Origin of the sequence: Tautonia rosea (assembly GCF_012958305.1) — a bacterium.
GTDB classification, from domain to species: Bacteria; Planctomycetota; Planctomycetia; order Isosphaerales; family Isosphaeraceae; genus Tautonia; species Tautonia rosea.
Map to the genome: position 1 here is coordinate 137,125 of NZ_JABBYO010000015.1, position 17,968 is coordinate 155,092.

Consider the following 17,968-nt stretch of genomic DNA (forward strand, 5'->3'; position numbering starts at 1 on the left):
TCGATTTTCCGTATCTCTTTTTCTCCTCGATCTTTAGCATGGATGATTTTCCCTGATGGCGACGCTTCGTTGACGCAGAGATGGCACTCCATCACCCGTTCTTGAACGTCGTTGAGAGAAACGGGAAGTCAAGATCTCACTTGGGTTGGCTGCTTGGAATCGTGGGTTGGCCGATCGATCCGAAGGGGACGAAAGCCGATGGCATCGGCGGAGACGCAAGCATAACGCACTCCTCGAACGAGGCCTTGCACGGCGAAGGACCATTGCAGCTCAGCATGTAGGTGGCCATAAACACAGGCAGTGACTTGGGCCTTTTCGAAGAAGGATACCCAGGGGCCTGGTCGCCCGTATTGATCGAACGGAGGATGATGCCAGAGGACATAGAGCGGCATTCCAGGAGCTCGAAGCGAAGAGGCTTCAGCAAGCATGGAATGAACCGCATTCGCAATACGTTCATACTGCTGACGCTGAAGAGGATTTGCCTGGTCGAGATCGATGACATCGAGGCTTCGGGCACCGCAGATCACCGCACCCGCTTCCACGATGGCAATCCCATCGACGGCGCGTTGGGAACGACGGAGGACTGTTTGAACGTTCTTGAGTCTGCCCCACCAACGATCATGATTTCCTGGAGCCAAGATCTTGATTCCAGGTAACCGACCGAGCCAGTCCAGATCGGGTTGGAGATCACGATGGTTGAAGGCCATCGAGATATCCCCAGGAATCAGGACCAAGTCGTGAGGGCCAATTGAATCAATCCAGTGGTTCTTTATGGATTCTGCGTGGTCTTGCCATCGCGCAGCATAGTGTTCCCGGCGTTTCGGATTGGCGAAGGAGAGATGAAGGTCACTTATCGCCCAGACGGCCACGATCTCGGCCCTCCTCTCGATCGCTTGCAGCTACAGCAGTGGAAGAGGAAGATGTGATGCTGAGGGGGAGCATCGGTGGGCAAATGTTCGATCCTCAGGTGCGATCCCTCCGAAGCGGAGGCGCGGGATGATTGAATGGGAATCTGAACAGAACATGGATCGACTGAACCCAACGCGTCGCCCGGATGATTGGTGTGTGATGCGTCAACACTGGTCTGACCTGCTCTTCCTTCACTGGGAGGTTCCCGCCGAGATCATCGAAGCGACGTTGCCACCAGGATTGGAGGTGGACACTTTTGCTGGCAAGGCTTATCTCGGGCTGGTGCCCTTCACCATGAGCGGGGTTCGACCGATCGGCTTTCCATCAATTCCATGGATTTCGAACTTTCACGAGGTGAATGTTAGGACTTATGTGCATTTTGCGGGGCGTGATCCCGGAGTGTGGTTTTATAGTCTCGATGCTGCGAATCCGGTGGCGGTCTGGCTCGCCCAGACGACCTTTCACCTTCCCTACAAATGGGCACGCATGAGCATGCAATACCAACAAGCAACGGGAGGGGTGATCGACTATTCGTCGTCTCGAAGGAATAGCAAGACAGGGGCATCATGCCGGATTCGATACCTCCCGACCGGATCTCCAACGCATGCAGTGCCGGGAACGCTCTCGTTTTTTCTGCTGGAGCGTTATCTTCTCTACGCGTTTGGCCGGGGTCAATTGCACCAGGTTAGAGTGCATCATCGGTCATATCCCGTTCAGGAGGCCGAGCTGTTGGATTGCCAGGAAGATTTGCTTGCTTCGGCGGGATTCGAACGGCCGGACCATCCGCCCTTGATTCATTACGCGTCGGGAGTCGATGTCGAGGTCTTTCCGCTACGATCGGTGGATCAGTCGAGTTGGTAACGTTCTGCTTGATCGCCGACGTAAGGGTTCCGAAGCCGCTCAGAGCCAATGGTGGTCTCGGGTCCATGACCGGGAAACACTCGCGTCTCCTCTGGGAGGTCGAAGAGTTTCGATCGAATTCCTTCAACCAAAAGGAGCCCGTTGCCACCCGGAAAATCAAAGCGGCCGATTGAGCCGGCAAAAAGCACATCCCCGCCAATGACGATCGGGGGAGACTCGTTTCGAGCCACGAATACGACTGATCCGGGGCTGTGGCCTGGGATCTCACGAACCTCAAGCAAGAACCCTGCTAGTTCAAGAGTCTCACCATGATCCAAGAGCCGGTCGGCCGGTGGGCTGATCAATGACTGTCCAAAGGCGGCGCTCAAATTTGCAACGGGGTCGGTTAGCAGGTGAGCTTCATGACGCCCGATAAGGAGCGGGGCTTCGGGAAACGCTTCCTTTATAGCTCGATTGCCTGCAATGTGGTCTGAGTGCCCATGGGTGTTCAGGATGGCTGCGGGCCGAAGATTCCGTGATCGAATCGTCTCCAGCAAAGGACCGGTGCGGAATCCTGGATCGACGACCAAAACGTCTTGCCGTCCCGGCTTGGACAGAAGATAGGACCATTGCTCAAAGGTAGGTGACAGAAAGGATTCAATGACGAGACCGGGTTCGATTCGTTCGTCGGGTTCCATGGATTCCGATCCTCAGATGTGATGAGTTCGAGCGATGTGTTCGCCAACGATGGTTCCGAGATTGTAACGAGCTCAATTGGCCATTGAAAAAAAGGGCTTGGAGCGTTGTTTCCATAGGTGTCATATTCGGAAGAATTGCTTCGATGTCACCATAACAAGCTCGAAATGCATGAAGCGAAAGGGTTTGGGCTTTCTCGGTCCAGGGTTTGCATGCTAAGGTTTTGTGTTGACTGCGACCTCTACAAGAGAAACTTCCCACGTGATGTTCCGGCCTGCCCTGGTAGCGCTGGGACTTGCGTCTCGATGAACACCCGTGGTCGCCCCAAACCCAAGCGTTGTGGGATGCATCCGATTCGAGATTCGCTGGGAGGGCTCCGCGATGGTAGCAGAAGTAAAGACTCGAACGCGACACTTCCGTGAACGAATTGGGTCGGTGTTGATGCTTGCGGGGCTAATCCTGGTTTCAGGGAGGGTAGTAGCAGGAAATGCTCTTTCGGGAAGTTCTGAACGCAACAACGCTCCATCTCTCTCGATGGAATCGACTGATCAGAAACCTGCCTCTGATTCCCGGATGCTGAATACTGGGACCACATCGGTCACTACCCCTTTCCCCGACTCCGAACCGGTGGGGGAGAGCTCGACCGAATCGTTGGTGGAACATTCCCGGGTCGACTCACCTGAGAACGAGACTGACTCCATCGCGATTTCGGAGTCAGAACCACTCCGACTCGCGAATGCGAACCCTGTCGACCGGATGCCTCCCGGTCTAAACACTCGCCACTCTGCGATCGACCCCTCCTCGGATCCCATTGACTACGCCAAGGCGGCACTGGCCGAGAGTAAAGAACGATTTGCCAGTGTGCGAGACTATACGTGCACATTCATCAAGCGAGAACGCATTCAGGGCCGCCTTTCGGGCTACGAAGTGATGAGCATGAAAGCCCGGACGAGTCCGAAAAGTGTGTATTTCAAGTTCAAGCAACCGAAAGCAGGCCGCGAGGCGATTTATGTGGACGGTCGCAATAGAGGGAAGGCCATCGTTCACGACGTGGGGTTCAACAAATTTCTCGCAGGGACCTTGCACCTCGATCCTCTGAGCCGGCGGGCGATGGATGGAAATCGTCACCCGATTACTGAAGCAGGTCTGGGATTCATGATCGACACGCTGACCGAAGGTTGGAATCGCGAAATGAATCCCAGAGACAGCGAAGTCACCATCCGAGAAACCGTTCTTGTGAACAAGCGTCCCTCAATGATGATTATCTGCAAGCACAGGAATCGTCAGCCCCATTTTGTGTTCCACGAGGTCAGGCTCTACATCGACCACGAGCTAGGGTTGCCGACTCGATTTGAGGCATATGATTGGCCCGCTGGCGAAGATCAGCCTGCTCCGTTATTGGAGGAGTACATCTATTCGGACCTGAAGATCAATGTGGGCCTGTCTGACGCGGATTTTGATCCTTCTAATAAGGCATACTCCTTTGGGCGGTTCTGAGGGTGACCGCCTCAGGATCGGCTCCGATCCGGCCGATAAGAGGGTGTGAGAAATGGCCCGGTTTCCACCGGGCCTTCCCCCAACGAAGGAGCGGAGGAAGCGGGGTTGGCAGCCCCGGGAGGCTCCGATAGAATCCGCCCCGCCTTGGCGGAGGATTCCGGCCCGTCGCGATCTCGCGGGGCCTTCGGGCCCAGCCAGGGATCACCTCCAACCCATCCTCCGCGGACCGTTCCGCGGATCGGATCCCACTGTCTCCACGTCGGTTCTCGGCAGGATGCTGAGGGCTCGCCGTCTTTAATTTGTCCACGGAGGGAGGCTCGATGAGCACGGTGCCCACCGCCAAGGCCCAGGTCCGCGTGCACATTCGCTGGATGATCCGACGCGATATGCCCGAGGTCCTGGCCATCGAGCATGCGAGTTATGAGTTTCCCTGGTGTGAGGAGGAATTCCTCCGAGTGCTCCGACAACGAAACTGCATCGGTATGGTTGCCGAGTGCGGAGAACGTGTGGTCGGATTCATGATCTATGAGTTGCATAAGTCAAGACTCCAGGTGTTGAATCTGGCGGTTGCTCCCGAATTCCGACGAATGGGAGTGGGTCGACAGATGGTTGCCAAACTTGTGGGCAAATTGTCCAGCCATCGCAGGACGAAGATTCTCCTTCAGACTCGGGAATCGAATCTGTCGGCCCAACTCTACTTCCGGGCTCTCGATTTCCGAGCAGTCGAGGTCGTTCGGGAAGCCTATGAGGACACCGGCGAGGACGCCTATGTTCTCCAGTACGTCTTACCGGATGTGCTTCCGACCGAGCTGGTCGAAGGCGTACCTGTCAATCGGATTGCTCGGCAACTCGAAGGCTGACGGGTGATCATAGCCTCGGTTGGATTCAATCTGAGCAAGCTCAATCGCCGCGCTGGAATCCTGAGGGTTCCTCTGCGCGGCGTTTTCCATTGTGTGAGAGTTGGCGGGCGATCGACGTGAACGCGCGGGGTGATTCCTTAGAAGCGCCATCACAAGGGTGGGGTGGCTTATCTCCTTCGGAAAGTCTTGCTACACTGAATTCTGAGATGGCTGAAGCACAACGTGATGTGAGACGGGGAACACCGGTCGGAACGAACCCGTCGAGATCAGCCGGCTCGTCGGCTATTCAACGCTCGTCTTCCATTCAATGAGCCCATCGACTCGCCATGAAGCAACACCTGATCGGCCTGCTCGCATGGTTGGCAATTCTTGCATCGCATGCAGAGGCCCAGTCGCTCAGCGTCATTGATCGTAATGAGACGGCCCAATTTGCCGCGAGTCGGCAGAACCCTGATGGTGGTTTTGCCGCTGAACCAAGAGGAGCATCCTCGCTCGGTGCGACGACCGCCGCAGTTCGAGTGCTTCGATACACGACAGGATCAATCCCGGACGTTCTGGCTTGTCTCGACTTTGTGCGATCGTGTTTTGATCCGGAAACTGGAGGCTTTGCCCAGAATCCTGGCGGGACTCCGGATGTTGGTACGACGGCTTCGGGACTGATGGCACTGAGTGAGCTGCGACTCGCGGATGAGCAATTGGTTAGTCAAGCTTCCGAGTACCTTGCAACTCATGCCCAAACGTTCCCCGAGGTTCGCATTGCAATTGCCGGATTCGAGGCGGTGGGTCGTCCATCACCCAAAGCTGAGGAGTGGACCCGAGAACTTCTCGATTCTCGCAACGATGATGGTACCTGGGGAGAAGGGCGAAGCCTTGCCTTCGATACTGGCGGCACCGCGGCAGCCCTGCTTCGAATGGACCACGATCTTGAACGACGTGATGCCGTGATCCAAGCGATCCTCGCCGGCCAGCAAGCAGATGGTGGATGGACCTCGGGGGCAGGGGGAACCGATCTCTCCGCCTCATACCGCGTCATGCGGGCGGCTTACATGATGGGATCACCCCCGGATCTTGACGCCCTGCGTCAATTTGTCGCTCAGTGTCGTCGGGACGATGGTGGCTATTCGCCCAGTCCGCAGGAGAAGGAGGCGACACTTGGTGGCACGTACATGGCCACGATCTTGCTCCGATGGACGGATCAGCTCGAGGGGTTGCCTCCCGTGGTCGAAACCGCCGGGTTCGTTTCGCTGTTCAACGGCCAAGACCTTACCGGATGGGAGGGGGACGACTCCCTTTGGTTCGCACGCAACGGCATGCTTGTGGGGTCGTCACCTGGACTGAATCGGAACGAGTTTCTCGCTACGAACGATCGCTTCGCCGACTTCGTCTTTCGCTGTACCTTTCGGCTTCGAGATGGAGCAGGAAATAGCGGTATCCAATTCCGGAGCGAGCGACTCGCCGGTCACGAAATGATCGGGTATCAGGCAGATATCGGAGAAGACTACTGGGGTAGTCTCTATGACGAGTCGAGGCGCAATCGGGTGCTTGAACGAGCATCCGAGCGTGCTCGCACTTCAATCCGGCTCGACGGCTGGAATCAGTATGTCATTCGGGCGATGGGGGATCAGATCCGGTTAAGCCTCAACGGTGTCCCTTCCGTCGATTATGTCGAATCGGACCCAAAGATCCCGGATGCAGGGCGTTTCGCGGTCCAGCTTCACTCAGGCGGCCCGATGGAGATTCAATTCAGAGATCTCCTCGTTCAGCCCTTGCCGCGACCAAGGTTGGAAGGTAATCCGGAGACACCCGGATTTCATCTCCGAACCTCGCGGATGGAACCAAAATCACGATACACCGTGTTCGTGCCGGACGGATACGATGGAGTAAAACTCTTTCCAATAGTCCTGTTCCTTCATGGCGCCGGTGAACGAGGCGATGACGGGATACTTCCGAGTCAGGTAGGACTTGGGCCAAGTATCGCCTCGAATCCTGGGGCACACCCTTACATCGCCGTGTTTCCCCAAGCGCGCGAAACCTGGTCGGCCGCGTCTCCAGATGGAAAAGCAGCGATCACGATCCTTGACGAAGTCATCGCTGATTACGCGGTTGATCGGAGTCGCATTGTGTTGACTGGGCTCTCAATGGGGGGAATGGGTACCTGGTCGCTCGCGACGACATATCCCGATCGATTCTCCGCTCTGGTGCCGATCTGTGGTCCCGGTGATCCCGAACGGGCTGAACGAATCCGAACGATCCCGACATGGGGATTCGTGGGAGACGAGGATCGTGAACCGTTTGTCACGGGAATGCGAGAGATAGTCCAATCCTTGAAGGCCCTTGGTGCACCCGTCCAATATACTGAGTATCGCGGGGTTGGGCACAACAGTTGGGATCGTGCCTATGCCGAGCCGGAACTCGTCGAGTGGATGCTCACCCCTCGTCGAATCGCTCAATGACGTAATAAAAATGACGTAATAAAAGAGCAAAACGTTGATGACAAACGAGGATTCATCGCATGTCTGAATCTCTGTTCAAGACGGTAGTGGTATTGATGAGCATCTTGCAGGCGGTTCAGACTGGTTCCGCACAGGAATCGGTTGAGGTCGCTCCGATGATCGAGCGTGGAGCCATACGACTGCAACTTGGAGGAGCTCAGACAATTCTTGAAGGGGCTCAAGACCAAGCCAAGGCAATGGGGTTGAAGGTGAACATTACCGTGGTTGACGATGGCGGACACCCAATTGCCTTTGCCCGCATGGACGGAGCCCGGTCGGCGAGTTCGTATACCTCGATCACCAAGGCCATCGCTGCCGCAACACTCCGGCAACCAACCGGGCCTGTACCTGCTGGTGTCGAGACGCCAGATGTCTTACTCAACGTCAGTCTTCAACTGACGGCCTCGGCATCGGGTGGGACGGTTACAACCCTTTATGGAGGTGTCCCAATTCTTGTCGATGGGCAGATCATTGGCGGAGTCGGGGTCGGTGGTGCGACGGGAGAACAGGATGCCGAGATTGCTCGAGCGGGGATTGCTCGCCTTCTCGAAACGATCAAGGCTCAAGAAGACGTCGAAGACTGAGGTTCATTGATGCAACTGCTGACCGCCCACCACAACGCATCCAAGATGACGAAGCATGACGGCTCGCCCTCACCGTCGACACCAGCAACAGGCTGGTCACGTCAGAAACGGATTGGTGGGCTGCTAGGAGTCATCGTTTCGGTGGCGGTGGTAGGGGTAGGGGCATGGGCACTCTGGATTGCCTCCCAACCAAGCCGAGTACCAATTTACGGCGTTGAGATTGTGAAGGTCTATCCGCACGATCTCAACGCCTTTACCCAGGGCCTCGAATTTTCGGATGGACAACTCTACGAGGGGACCGGTCAATATGGCCGCTCTCGCCTTCGCAAAGTTCAGTTCGAAACCGGCGCGATTCTCAAAGAGGTTGCGTTGCCGAACGAGGTTTTCGGAGAAGGGCTTACCATCTGGAAGGATCGGATTGTTCAGCTCACCTGGCAGGACCGAATTGGCTTCATTTTTGACAAAGAAACCTTCGAGCTCCGAGGACGCTTTCGATACGCAGGTGAAGGCTGGGGTTTGACCCATGACAGCCAACATCTCATTATGAGTGACGGTTCTGCAACCTTGCGATTTCTTGATCCTGAGACTTACAAGCCGGTTCGATCGCTCAGGGTGGTGACTCCGGATGGGCGTCTGGTCGATCAGTTGAACGAGCTCGAGTATATTAATGGGGAGATTCTTGCCAACATCTGGAATACTTCGACCATCGCTCGTATCTCTGCGCGGACTGGGCGGATCGTGGGCTGGATTGACCTGAGTAATGTTCGCCCTCAGCAGGCAATAGGCAGTAATGCAGTACTCAATGGAATCGCTTACGAAGCCAAAACTCAGCGGTTGTTTGTGACCGGAAAGAACTGGTCGGAACTGTTTGAGATTCGGGTCGTCCCTCGATCCTGATCGAACGACTGTCAGAACCGGATCGAACCGGTTCTGACAGTGGTCACGATTACTCGCGATCAAGCAGCCAGGCTACGGCCGCCTCGCGTTCTTTCTCAGCATCCCCGTCGAAGCAATTGGGCTTTGAACCCGAAGCTGCATTGTAAGCATCGACGATGATGCCGGGAAGTTGGGCTCCTTCGCCAGAAACCCAGAGAGGAATCGGTGCGCAGAGTGCCAGGAGCGTCGGCAAATCTCCATATTTCAGGGCGCCTGGCCAGAGATCGGGATCACGGTGGTCGGTGATGTGACCGAACCGGAATCCTGCGGTTCCAAGTGCCAAGGCATCCACGGCTTCAGAGGCGACTGCCGCAGCGGCCATTGCCCAACGACCGGCTCCGCCAGGGGCCACCAGTTCGACGCGTCCGGGACTGAAATCATGGTGTCGAACGAAGGCCAACATGGAAAGCAGATCATGGACTCGTTGGGCGAATAATGGGTGGTTGTATCCCAGCGTGTAGCCCAGAAACTCTCGAGGATTCTCGACGCGTCGTGATTGAATCCGAGGCTCATCCTTGAGCCACTCGCCTTGATCGAACAGATCGCAACCGACGACGGCAACACCGTGATCCATCAGCCGTCGGATGGGACCGATCGGTTGACCGGCTTGATCATAAAGTGATGATTTGCCATCCTCATCAACCCAGAGGACAACTCGACCGCGATAGGTCTTGGGATAGAGGAAGACGGAAGGGATGAGTTCGCCTTCGGGCTCGTAACGTAACAGAGCCAGTGTTTCAAGCCACTTGCCTCGGTCAATTTCTCGATGTTTGTCGTAGACAACATCACCCGCTTCTGGGAAGGATCGGCCTACCATGGTCTTGATTGCGCCCCCTACGATCTTCCGAAAGGTGAGGAGCTTCTCGGCAGTGTTTGGACGAATCTCATCCATTCTTGACTGAGAATCCGCATCGAGCAGGGCGAGAAGTCGGACCTCGGCGTCCTCGTCCGTTGGCGGCTTGGGATGCCCTTCATTCCAGACGGTTGCGTCCTCGCGGCTGAGAGGTTGGTAATCGCGTTCCTCGACCGAGACATCGGGTCCGAGATCGAGGTGATCGGCCATGAACGCGTACATCATTGCCCGGCTTGGAGCGTTGTAATTGTGACCAAAGTCAAAATGACGAGCGATCACGTTCCCGGGAGCGTCTGCGAGTTCGTAGAGTCGCTTAAGTTCTGGAAGTCCCTTGGTTTCAATCTCGCGAGTCCAATCATTTGCACCGGTCAAGCCAAGGGGTCTCGGAGCAAAGAGCGCGGCGAACTCAACATTCCCGGTGCCAATGCGAAGGTAGGTTGCATTCTCGCATGTGCATCCTCCTTGCATTGCTGTGGAGACCATCACTGCGGGAAAAGCCGCGGAAACCCGGGGATCAATTGCTGCCAACAAGAACGTTTGCGTTCCGCCACCGCTGGCACCCGTCACAGCGATCCGGTCGGAATCCACGTCAGGCAATTCGGCTAAGAAGTCGAGGGCCCGGATCGAGTTCAGCAGTTGCAAACCAAGGACATTTTGGAGTCGAAGCTCGGCCTGAGCGCTAAAGAGGCCCCATCGATTCGGACGACTCAGGCTGGGCCGCTGTCGGGAGAACCCATGGGCAATTTCGAATGTGATAGGAACGCTGTCGGCATAGCCCAGCATATCGTATAGGAACACAATGCAACCCATGCGGGCAAGCTGGACGCATCGGGCCTGAAGTGGATGGCGTCCTCCGATCTCAAACGCTTCTGCGCCCGCCTCAAGTTCTTGACGTCCGAGGTCCTCGCCGTGGTCGTGAAATCGTCCTTCTGCCCAGTGCCCATGGGGACTGAGGACGGCCGGCATTGGACCTTTGATCCCCTTGGGACGGTAGAGACTCCCCGTGACATACAACCCGGGTATGCTTTCGAAGTAGACTTTTTCGACGGAGTAATCCTCGCGATCGACAGCGCCATGAATGATCGGGATCAACTCTGGCATGGTAGGCATGGGCCAGAGGCCGGCAGAAACGAGAATGCGTTGACGGACTTCTTCGGCTCTAGTCTGCCATTGTTTAATCGACTCAGGGACCCGAAATGGAAAGTAGCCGTTCAAATCCTTAAGGGGACCGAGCCGAGGATCGACAGGATTTTCCCCTTCGGGAAGAACGCGAGGAGGTCCTAGATGATTCTCCTGAGCCCAGAGAATCGAAGGCCAGAGCCCGGAAACACTGCTGGCCATCATGGTAGTGGTAAGGGTTTGTAGTGCGGTTCGACGGCTGAAGCCATTGGCCGGATTCATGGGAATATGTACTCCTCATCGCCCCAGGTGCTCAATCAGAAAGAGGGTTCCGGGGTCCGATTGATCTCCCGCCGAGTCTACCAACTGCTCGGGGCACTCGCCATGCTCCAACCTGCCTCCGAATTCCACGTGCTGGAATGGACAGAGACGCATCGTTCCCTTGGCTCTGGTATGATCGATTGCACCCTGCGGGACGTGTCGGAGCCTCAAATTCGAATTCCGTGAGGTATCCCATCTTTCTCGTTAAGACCGGACGACTTAGAGGACACAAATGATGATCCATCGGAAACTGCTAACTACCGTCTTGGCCCTTTCCCCATCTCTTGTGCTCGCGGGTGAGCCAATCTCACTCTTCAATGGGAAAGATCTGAGTGGCTGGACTGCGGTCCTGGCCGACGAGAATACCAAGGTCGAAGATGTCTGGACCGTTCAAGACGGGGTCTTGATGTGCAAGGGCCAGCCTGTCGGATACATCAGGACAGACAAGGATTTCAGCAATTACGAACTCTCTCTCCAGTGGAGGTTCCCTGAAGGTAGCCAGGGAGGAAACAGTGGAGTCCTCGTTCATACGTCAGAGCCCGGCGCGATCGGGATCTGGCCAAAATCGATCGAGGTTCAGCTTCATCGCGGAGACGCGGGTGACTTTTGGGTCATTGGCACTGATCTGAATGTTGAGAACGAAGACGAGCGCAAAATGGGCCGTCGTCATCTGAATCTCACCGACAATTCGGAGAATCCCATCGGTGAATGGAACACGATGGTGATTCGTTGCAAGGGAGACTCGATCACCGTGACCGTCAATGGTGACCTCGTCAACGAGGCAACCAATTGCTCGGCGACCGAGGGTGCCATTTCACTTCAGTCTGAAGGCGCTCCCATCGAGTTTCGGGAGATCGTCTTGACTCCAATAGACGATTGAGCACGATGTTGAGAGTATTCCGATCGGCGTGATAATGAGGCTGGTCTCAGCTTGATTGGGACCAGCTTCTTTGATCGAGTCGAACGAAAATTCAGGAGCAATACTGGAACTTCCAATGATAATTCCAGCAGTGCGTGGGTTGTCTCTCAAGAATGGGAGGGCATGCCTGAACATGACAGGCTCGTCGGCCAGCTTCGCGCAGATCGGTCCGAGTTGGAGGAACAGACTCGAAGCTCAGGATCGCTCCAGATAGACTCGGTAAACTCCACGAGACTCCTGATGTGCTAGCGTCCAAGATCTGGCTTGAGGGAAGATCAACGGCATAGGTGCTGGCCAAGGCATGGATCTGAAGTCTGCAACGATTTGCAACCTCGACCGAGAGTCGAACAGTTGCTGGTGTCTCCGAAACGGTCAGGACGACGGAAAAATGATGAGTCCCACTTTGTCCCACGAGCAACGCCTGAAGCGTGTCGGGGTCGTCGTTGGGATGTTGAAATTGTAATTGCTGTAAGGCGGGACTGACGATCCGACCCGCATCTGCATGCCCTTCAAGGGACACAGCGACCCGCTGGAGCCGGGAGTCATGCCCAAGATCGATCGAGTGGCACCAGCGATCACCAATCCAGAAGAAACCCAGGCGAAACCCGGAGGCAAGAATGGCCCGGGACTCGTTCGATTCGTCAAGTATAGGCATCGAATTATGAAAGTTTGCCATTGGGAAACGGATCTTCTTGCCGATCCTCGAGCGGACTGACCGGCTGACCGTGAGTTTGGCTGGGATGGTCAGCCCACTCGCATGTCAGATGAGAGCGAGAAAAAAAGATCTAAGTCGCTTAGCTTGCCGGGGTGGTTTCACCCTGTTCAAGCTTCATGCGGAGGTAGGCTTCGATAAAGCCGTCAATTTCTCCGTCGAGCACGGCGCGAGGGTTGCCGACCTCGAAGCTGGTTCGAAGATCTTTAACAAGTTGGTAAGGTTGAAGAACGTAGTTTCGGATCTGACTTCCGAAGCTGATCTCCCCCTTCTCATCGTACAACTTGGCATATTCCGCCTCGCGCTTCATTTCCTCCATCTTGATGAGTTTGGACTTCAACAGAGCCATTGCATTTGCGTCATTCTTGAACTGCGAGCGTTCCGATCGAGATTCGGCGGTGACACCTGTCGGTACATGGCGATATCGGACGCCCGATTCTGTCTTGTTCTGGTGCTGACCTCCGGGACCCCCGCAGCGGAACACTTCACGCTCAAGATCGCAGTCCCGAATTTCGATGTCGATCGAGTCGTCAACTTCGGGCAGGACATCGACTGAGGCGAATGAGGTTTGTCGACGGGCCTGAGAATCGAATGGGCTGATGCGCACAAGGCGGTGCACACCAGTTTCGCACTTGAGATACCCGTAAGCCAGGTTGCCGGTGATGTGTAATGTCGCCATCGAGATCCCTGCCGAGCCACCGTCTTCGCGATCTGTGATCTCGACTTTGTAGCCGTGGGCTTCGGACCACATGATGTACATGCGCATCAACATTTCAGCCCAGTCACATGCTTCGGTTCCACCTGCGCCGGCGTGGATGGAGACGTAGGCGTTTCGATGGTCATTTGGACCGGAGAGCATCGAGCGAAGTTCAAACGATTCGAAATCGCGGAGGGCTCGTTCGGTGGCCTGTCGCAATTCGTCGTCGAAGGAATCGTCACCGACTTCTTCGCCCAGTTCGATCATCGCGCCAAGATCGTCTCCCTGAGTGATGAGTTCCTCGAAGGGTTTGATCACACTATTCAGGGTTTTGAGCTCACCGATGATAGCCTGAGCTTGCTCCTGGTCGTTCCAGAAGTCAGGTTGTCCCATCTGTTGCTCGAGTTCGTCGCGACGTGCCTGTTTGTCGGCCAAGTCAAAGAGAGTCTCGCAGGTTGACGATCCGGTCGATCACGCTTCGAGCTTCTCGCTTCAGTTCGGCATCCATCGTCAGGAACGCTCCAATAGGTCTGTCTCGGGGAGAACCGTCGAACCCTTTGGGACTCGATCGTAGGATTGTACGATGGCTGAGGTGACTGGACCAGCCGAACTGAAAAACTGAGCTTTGATTGGACTCATCTCCAGGCATTCCTTGAAGTCGGGTTGGAATCGCGCAGCCATGGAAACGAACGGATCAGAACGAAAGAACGAAACGGTAGTGGGTCGATTTGCTCCCTCACCGACGGGAGGGTTACATCTTGGTCACGCACGAACGTTTTTGATCGTCTGGTTGATGGCCCGATCGGCCGGCGGAAAAGTCGTTCTTCGGATCGAAGACCTTGACAGCACTCGAGTTCGACCTGGAATGATCGAGCAGTCGATGGTCGATCTGCACTGGCTTGGTCTTGACTGGGACGAGGGGCCGGACGTCGGTGGGCCCTCCGGACCGTATCTTCAATCACAGCGGTTGGATCGTTATGAGAGAGCGCTCGATCAACTAAAGCGAGCAAATTTGGTATACCCTTGTACTTGTACCCGAGCAGAGATTCAACGGATGGTATCGGCTCCCCACCTGGGTGAGGAAGGGCCAATTTATCCGGGAACCTGTGCAGACCGATGTCCAGACGATGAGAAGGATTTCGGTGATCAGCGATTTTCATGGAGATTCCGTGTTGAGGATCGTGCGATCTCATGGAATGACTTGTTCCTTGGGACCATCGAATCTAACCCTGCCTCGACGACTGGTGATTTCATTGTTGGGAGATCGGACGGAATTCCCGCCTATCAACTTGCTGTGGTGGTTGATGATGCGGAGATGGGAGTCAATCAAGTAATCAGAGGAGATGACCTGGTCTCCAGCACTCCGAGGCAACTCTTGCTCGGTAACGCCCTTCGACTCCATGTACCCCGATATGGACATGTGCCGTTAGTGGTGGATTCGCAGGGCAAACGGCTTGCCAAGCGAGATGAATCGATCAAGCTGGCCACTCTGAGAGCCGAAGGTTTGGACCCGACCCGTCTGATGAGCTGGATTGGAAGATCGCTTGGCTTGCGCACCGAGGATCATGAAAAGCCTGTCGACTGGGTGGGGCAGTCTCCATGGATGGAGAAACGAATCGAGCCGGTTTTCCTGGACCTTGGCCTCATTCGTGCCTGAGGAGAGATCACTTCGATGAGATGTTCAAGAATCTGGTACGATCCAGAACGAGTGAGATGCAAAGTGTTATCCGAGGCCACTTGGGATGACTTGAAGGCAGGGAAGATGAATCAAGGGTTGGTTCAGCCATCCAGCCCAGGGGATGTAGTTCAAGAACTGTCCGAGATAAATCTGAATAACTACCGTGAACCAGAGAATCGTCGTGGTGAGGAGGGCGAACAGGTTCGAGGTTGATTGTGCACTCCAACGAATCATCCTTAGGAATGGACCACGACGAGGGGGATGTTCCGGAACTAGACGGAGCTGGAACAATGAGGTCCGAATGGGGACGGGCAGTTGAGAAACGATCCAGGGATCACGACTTAACGTTCGCCGCAACGCCACGCGATAAAGACGGGCAATAAAGAGGTGGAGAATCACAAAGGCAGAAAAGAGATAAATGCCCGCTGCAATTTGATATCGAGTGATGATCGAAAGAACTTCGGATGGCTCTGTGTTTGCCCAGTCATCTGGGTTGGCCAAAGCGAACGCGAACGGCGCAGCTCGAAGCGCCAGAACCGGAAGTGTCGCCAACGAGAAGATTGCGGCATAAGCTGCTGCGAGCCAGCCATTGGACCAGATCATTCGAGCAAGCAGTCCGAATTGGAAAAACGCTCGTATCTGGCCCGAAGCTGCGAGATGTCCCCAGGCCATCGGAACGTAGACCATTGCGACGAGAAAGAGGAGATGAGCAAACAATCCTGCCTGGGCTCCGACAAATGCATTTTCGTATCCTTTTGTAAACGAGTTGTTCCATCCGTCGTACCAAGAACCGAGCCAAAGGACGCATGCCGGATAGGTAAGGAGGATTGTGCAAAGTAGCGCCAGAATTCCCCATCGAAGGTTGCTGAGGAGTGAACTGGTGATCACTATGGGGAGGCGGCCAAGTATTTGCCATCGCCCGGGAGGTGAACCGTCGGGTCTGTTGCGGCGGAGCGTTTCGATGAACCGTTCACAAAGGAGCCATCGAGGGAGTGTCGCTGCCGGGAAATGATCATCGAGCGGGACGATACGAGCATCCAGTGGGCTCTCCTCACCAGTGGGCCGCTGGTTCCACCAACCGAGAAATATTTGCCGCCGCATGAGCCGGAAGGTCCAGCCGATGACAAGAATGCTGGTCCAGGGGTTTGAACAAAGCACGATCCCGATAGACAGGGTCAGAAGTGTGCTTGCGCTTCTTCGGAGCGATCGAAAGTAACGTCTCTGACGTTGAGTAGCTTCTGTGATCTGCTCCGTCCGTGCAGGCTGGTCAATGAGCGTACTCATCCGAAGACCTCCTCAAGTGCTTCACCGTCAGCGAAAGGCATCGGAAAGCCCATGATCGCTGCGACGGTTGCCGCAACTCCTGCTTGCTGGACTGTACGATCAACAATGCGGCCCTGATCGATTCCCGGCCCAGCAACTGCCGCAAAGATATGATGGGCATTGAAATGATGCTGGAAGGGAACGGCCACAAACGGATTCGTGTCCCGTCCGCAGTCAGGAACTACGACAAACACGGTATTCCCGCGATATGCTGGGAGTCGTTCGGCCTCTTCCCAGAGTCGTTGGAGCGCGTTATCAACGATCGAAATGCCCCTTGTGTAATGTGAAGCGATTCCCCAGTGGACATAATCTGGGTCATTAAAGTTGACCATCATCAACGAAGGCTGCAACGTACGCATTGCCCAGACACCCAGTTCGGCCAAGAGTCGGTCACCCCTTGGATTGACCAGGCCTGTTCGACCGAAATACGAAGTCCATGAATCCCAGAAGGAATCAAGCTCTGGAGTCGTCGGTTCGGCACTATTCGCGCGATGGTCGACCGCTTCAAGTTTCCTGAGTTCATCGCGTTTCCGGACCTCTTCCTCTCCAGAATAGCGGCCATGAGCAAGGTCCGTTCGAAGGACATGAAGCTTGTATCGGTAAAGACTCAGGACCGTCGATCGATAATGAACCCCAAACAAGTGATGGTTGCTAAATGCGTAGAATTCCTCGTCAGTGCGATCTTCGCTATTAATAATTATAGCTTGATGTGTTGGTGTGTTGTAATGTTTCCTGAATGCCTCGAAGAGTGTTGGCACCTGAGCTTCGAAGCGAGCACCGAGAAATTTCCCGGAAACGTCTTCGTACCTGTCATACCGTCCCGTGAGCAGGTAGAGCGTTCCATGCCCGTGGTTGGTTTCGACCCCTGGGGCGTCTGCGATCTCCATCTTGGGGAAGAGTACACCTTGGGGAGCAAGGACTTTTTTCAGGAAGGGACTATAGGTTTCGTCCGATGCGATCGTTTCCTGGCGACGAACCCCTCCTCCGAAACGGACAAGGATCACATTCGGCCCTTGGTATGAGCGGCGTTTCTCTCCATTCTCAGCGTGAGTGGCACCTGAGGCGATTGACGAGAGTCCGAGGGTTGCTGTCCCTTTTAAAAAAAGGCGCCTATTGAATGGAGAGGGAGTTTCCGAGGTCATGGTCACACTCCGAACGTAGATCCATCTTTGAGGCAGTTGAGGTCCTTCTTCGATACCTCGGTTCATTAGCCGAGAGTTTCACTAGAAGAGATAGATTCAGGAGAAGCCGGAGTTGGTCCGAGAATTGCCCGAGGTGTCGCCACTCAGATCCGGGGCCAAAGGACTCCTCATGGTCTGTCTGAGAGGCTACTCGAGGATGTCTGATGTCCAACATCGTGTCACAAGCAGAACGGTTAGCCTTACGTGGAAAGCTCCGCAAGCACTTTGGCTTCCAGCGCTTTAGAAGTGGGCAGGTTGAAGCCGTTGCCTCGGCTATCCAAGCAATAAGATACAGTGGTGGTCATGCCCGCCGGATTGGGAAAAAGTCTTTGTTACCAGCTCCCAGGGCTC

The 17,968-nt window shown here is 55.3% G+C and carries 15 protein-coding genes; 9 read left to right on the forward strand and 6 right to left on the reverse strand.

Features of this window, described 5'->3' with window-relative positions; translation table 11 throughout:
• Positions 1–128 precede the first annotated feature (128 nt).
• A complete protein-coding gene (locus tag HG800_RS22135; RefSeq protein ID WP_169979610.1) occupies positions 129–869 on the reverse strand; it encodes a metallophosphoesterase in 741 nt (246 codons plus the stop codon).
• Positions 870–1,068: 199 nt separating this feature from the next.
• Between HG800_RS22135 and HG800_RS22140 the strand changes: the two genes are divergently transcribed.
• Positions 1,069–1,770 (forward strand): YqjF family protein, encoded by a 702-nt coding sequence (locus HG800_RS22140; RefSeq protein WP_169979612.1) that lies wholly within the window; start codon positions 1,069–1,071, stop codon positions 1,768–1,770.
• Here HG800_RS22140 and HG800_RS22145 read toward each other — a convergent pair.
• Positions 1,755–2,447 carry an MBL fold metallo-hydrolase gene (locus tag HG800_RS22145; protein WP_169979614.1) on the reverse strand — a complete coding sequence of 231 codons (693 nt, stop codon included), beginning with the start codon at positions 2,445–2,447 and terminating at the stop codon, positions 1,755–1,757. The genes HG800_RS22140 and HG800_RS22145 overlap by 16 nt on opposite strands.
• Positions 2,448–2,886: 439 nt before the next feature.
• On the opposite strand from HG800_RS22145, the gene HG800_RS22150 reads away from it, so the two are divergent.
• From HG800_RS22150 to HG800_RS22170, 5 genes are all read left to right on the forward strand, one after another.
• Entirely contained in the window at positions 2,887–3,942 is a 1,056-nt protein-coding gene (locus HG800_RS22150; protein ID WP_235963882.1) for a DUF1571 domain-containing protein, read from the forward strand.
• Between the two features lie 320 nt (positions 3,943–4,262).
• Positions 4,263–4,802 (forward strand): ribosomal protein S18-alanine N-acetyltransferase, encoded by a 540-nt coding sequence (gene rimI, locus HG800_RS22155; RefSeq protein ID WP_169979618.1) that lies wholly within the window; start codon positions 4,263–4,265, stop codon positions 4,800–4,802.
• A gap of 326 nt (positions 4,803–5,128) precedes the next feature.
• Positions 5,129–7,255: a family 16 glycoside hydrolase gene (locus tag HG800_RS22160; RefSeq protein ID WP_169979620.1), complete on the forward strand. Its 2,127-nt coding sequence runs from the start codon at positions 5,129–5,131 to the stop codon at positions 7,253–7,255.
• Positions 7,256–7,314: 59 nt separating this feature from the next.
• Complete coding sequence (locus tag HG800_RS22165; RefSeq protein WP_169979622.1) at positions 7,315–7,878, forward strand: GlcG/HbpS family heme-binding protein; 564 nt, start codon at positions 7,315–7,317, stop codon at positions 7,876–7,878.
• 9 nt (positions 7,879–7,887) lie between these two features.
• Positions 7,888–8,775 (forward strand): glutaminyl-peptide cyclotransferase, encoded by an 888-nt coding sequence (locus HG800_RS22170; RefSeq protein WP_206352393.1) that lies wholly within the window; start codon positions 7,888–7,890, stop codon positions 8,773–8,775.
• Positions 8,776–8,824: 49 nt separating this feature from the next.
• Here HG800_RS22170 and HG800_RS22175 read toward each other — a convergent pair whose 3' ends face one another.
• Positions 8,825–11,068, reverse strand: a complete 2,244-nt coding sequence (locus HG800_RS22175) for an acetylxylan esterase (protein WP_169979624.1) — start codon at positions 11,066–11,068, stop codon at positions 8,825–8,827.
• 271 nt (positions 11,069–11,339) lie between these two features.
• Between HG800_RS22175 and HG800_RS22180 the strand changes: the two genes are divergently transcribed.
• On the forward strand, positions 11,340–11,987 hold the full coding sequence (locus tag HG800_RS22180; protein ID WP_206352394.1) for a 3-keto-disaccharide hydrolase: 648 nt from the start codon (positions 11,340–11,342) through the stop codon (positions 11,985–11,987).
• Positions 11,988–12,820: 833 nt separating this feature from the next.
• Here HG800_RS22180 and prfB read toward each other — a convergent pair.
• Positions 12,821–13,943 (reverse strand): peptide chain release factor 2 gene (prfB, locus tag HG800_RS22185; protein ID WP_169979626.1). Its coding sequence is split into 2 segments (ribosomal slippage): positions 12,821–13,873 and positions 13,875–13,943, totalling 1,122 coding nucleotides; the frame shifts between segments, so codons are not numbered across the junction.
• 171 nt (positions 13,944–14,114) lie between these two features.
• Here prfB and gluQRS point away from each other — a divergent pair.
• On the forward strand, positions 14,115–15,092 hold the full coding sequence (gene gluQRS, locus HG800_RS22190) for a tRNA glutamyl-Q(34) synthetase GluQRS (protein ID WP_169979628.1): 978 nt from the start codon (positions 14,115–14,117) through the stop codon (positions 15,090–15,092).
• Positions 15,093–15,158: 66 nt separating this feature from the next.
• Here gluQRS and HG800_RS22195 read toward each other — a convergent pair whose 3' ends face one another.
• Together HG800_RS22195 and HG800_RS22200 are read right to left on the reverse strand one after the other, a co-directional pair.
• Positions 15,159–16,397, reverse strand: coding sequence for a hypothetical protein (locus HG800_RS22195; RefSeq protein WP_169979631.1), 1,239 nt, complete (start codon positions 16,395–16,397; stop codon positions 15,159–15,161).
• A complete protein-coding gene (locus HG800_RS22200) occupies positions 16,394–17,578 on the reverse strand; it encodes a hypothetical protein (RefSeq protein ID WP_169979634.1) in 1,185 nt (394 codons plus the stop codon). Before HG800_RS22200 ends, HG800_RS22195 begins: the two co-directional genes overlap by 4 nt.
• Before the next feature lie 203 nt (positions 17,579–17,781).
• Between HG800_RS22200 and HG800_RS27010 the strand changes: the two genes are divergently transcribed.
• The coding region (locus HG800_RS27010; RefSeq protein WP_206352395.1) for a hypothetical protein at positions 17,782–17,968 on the forward strand (187 nt) is incomplete at its 3' end.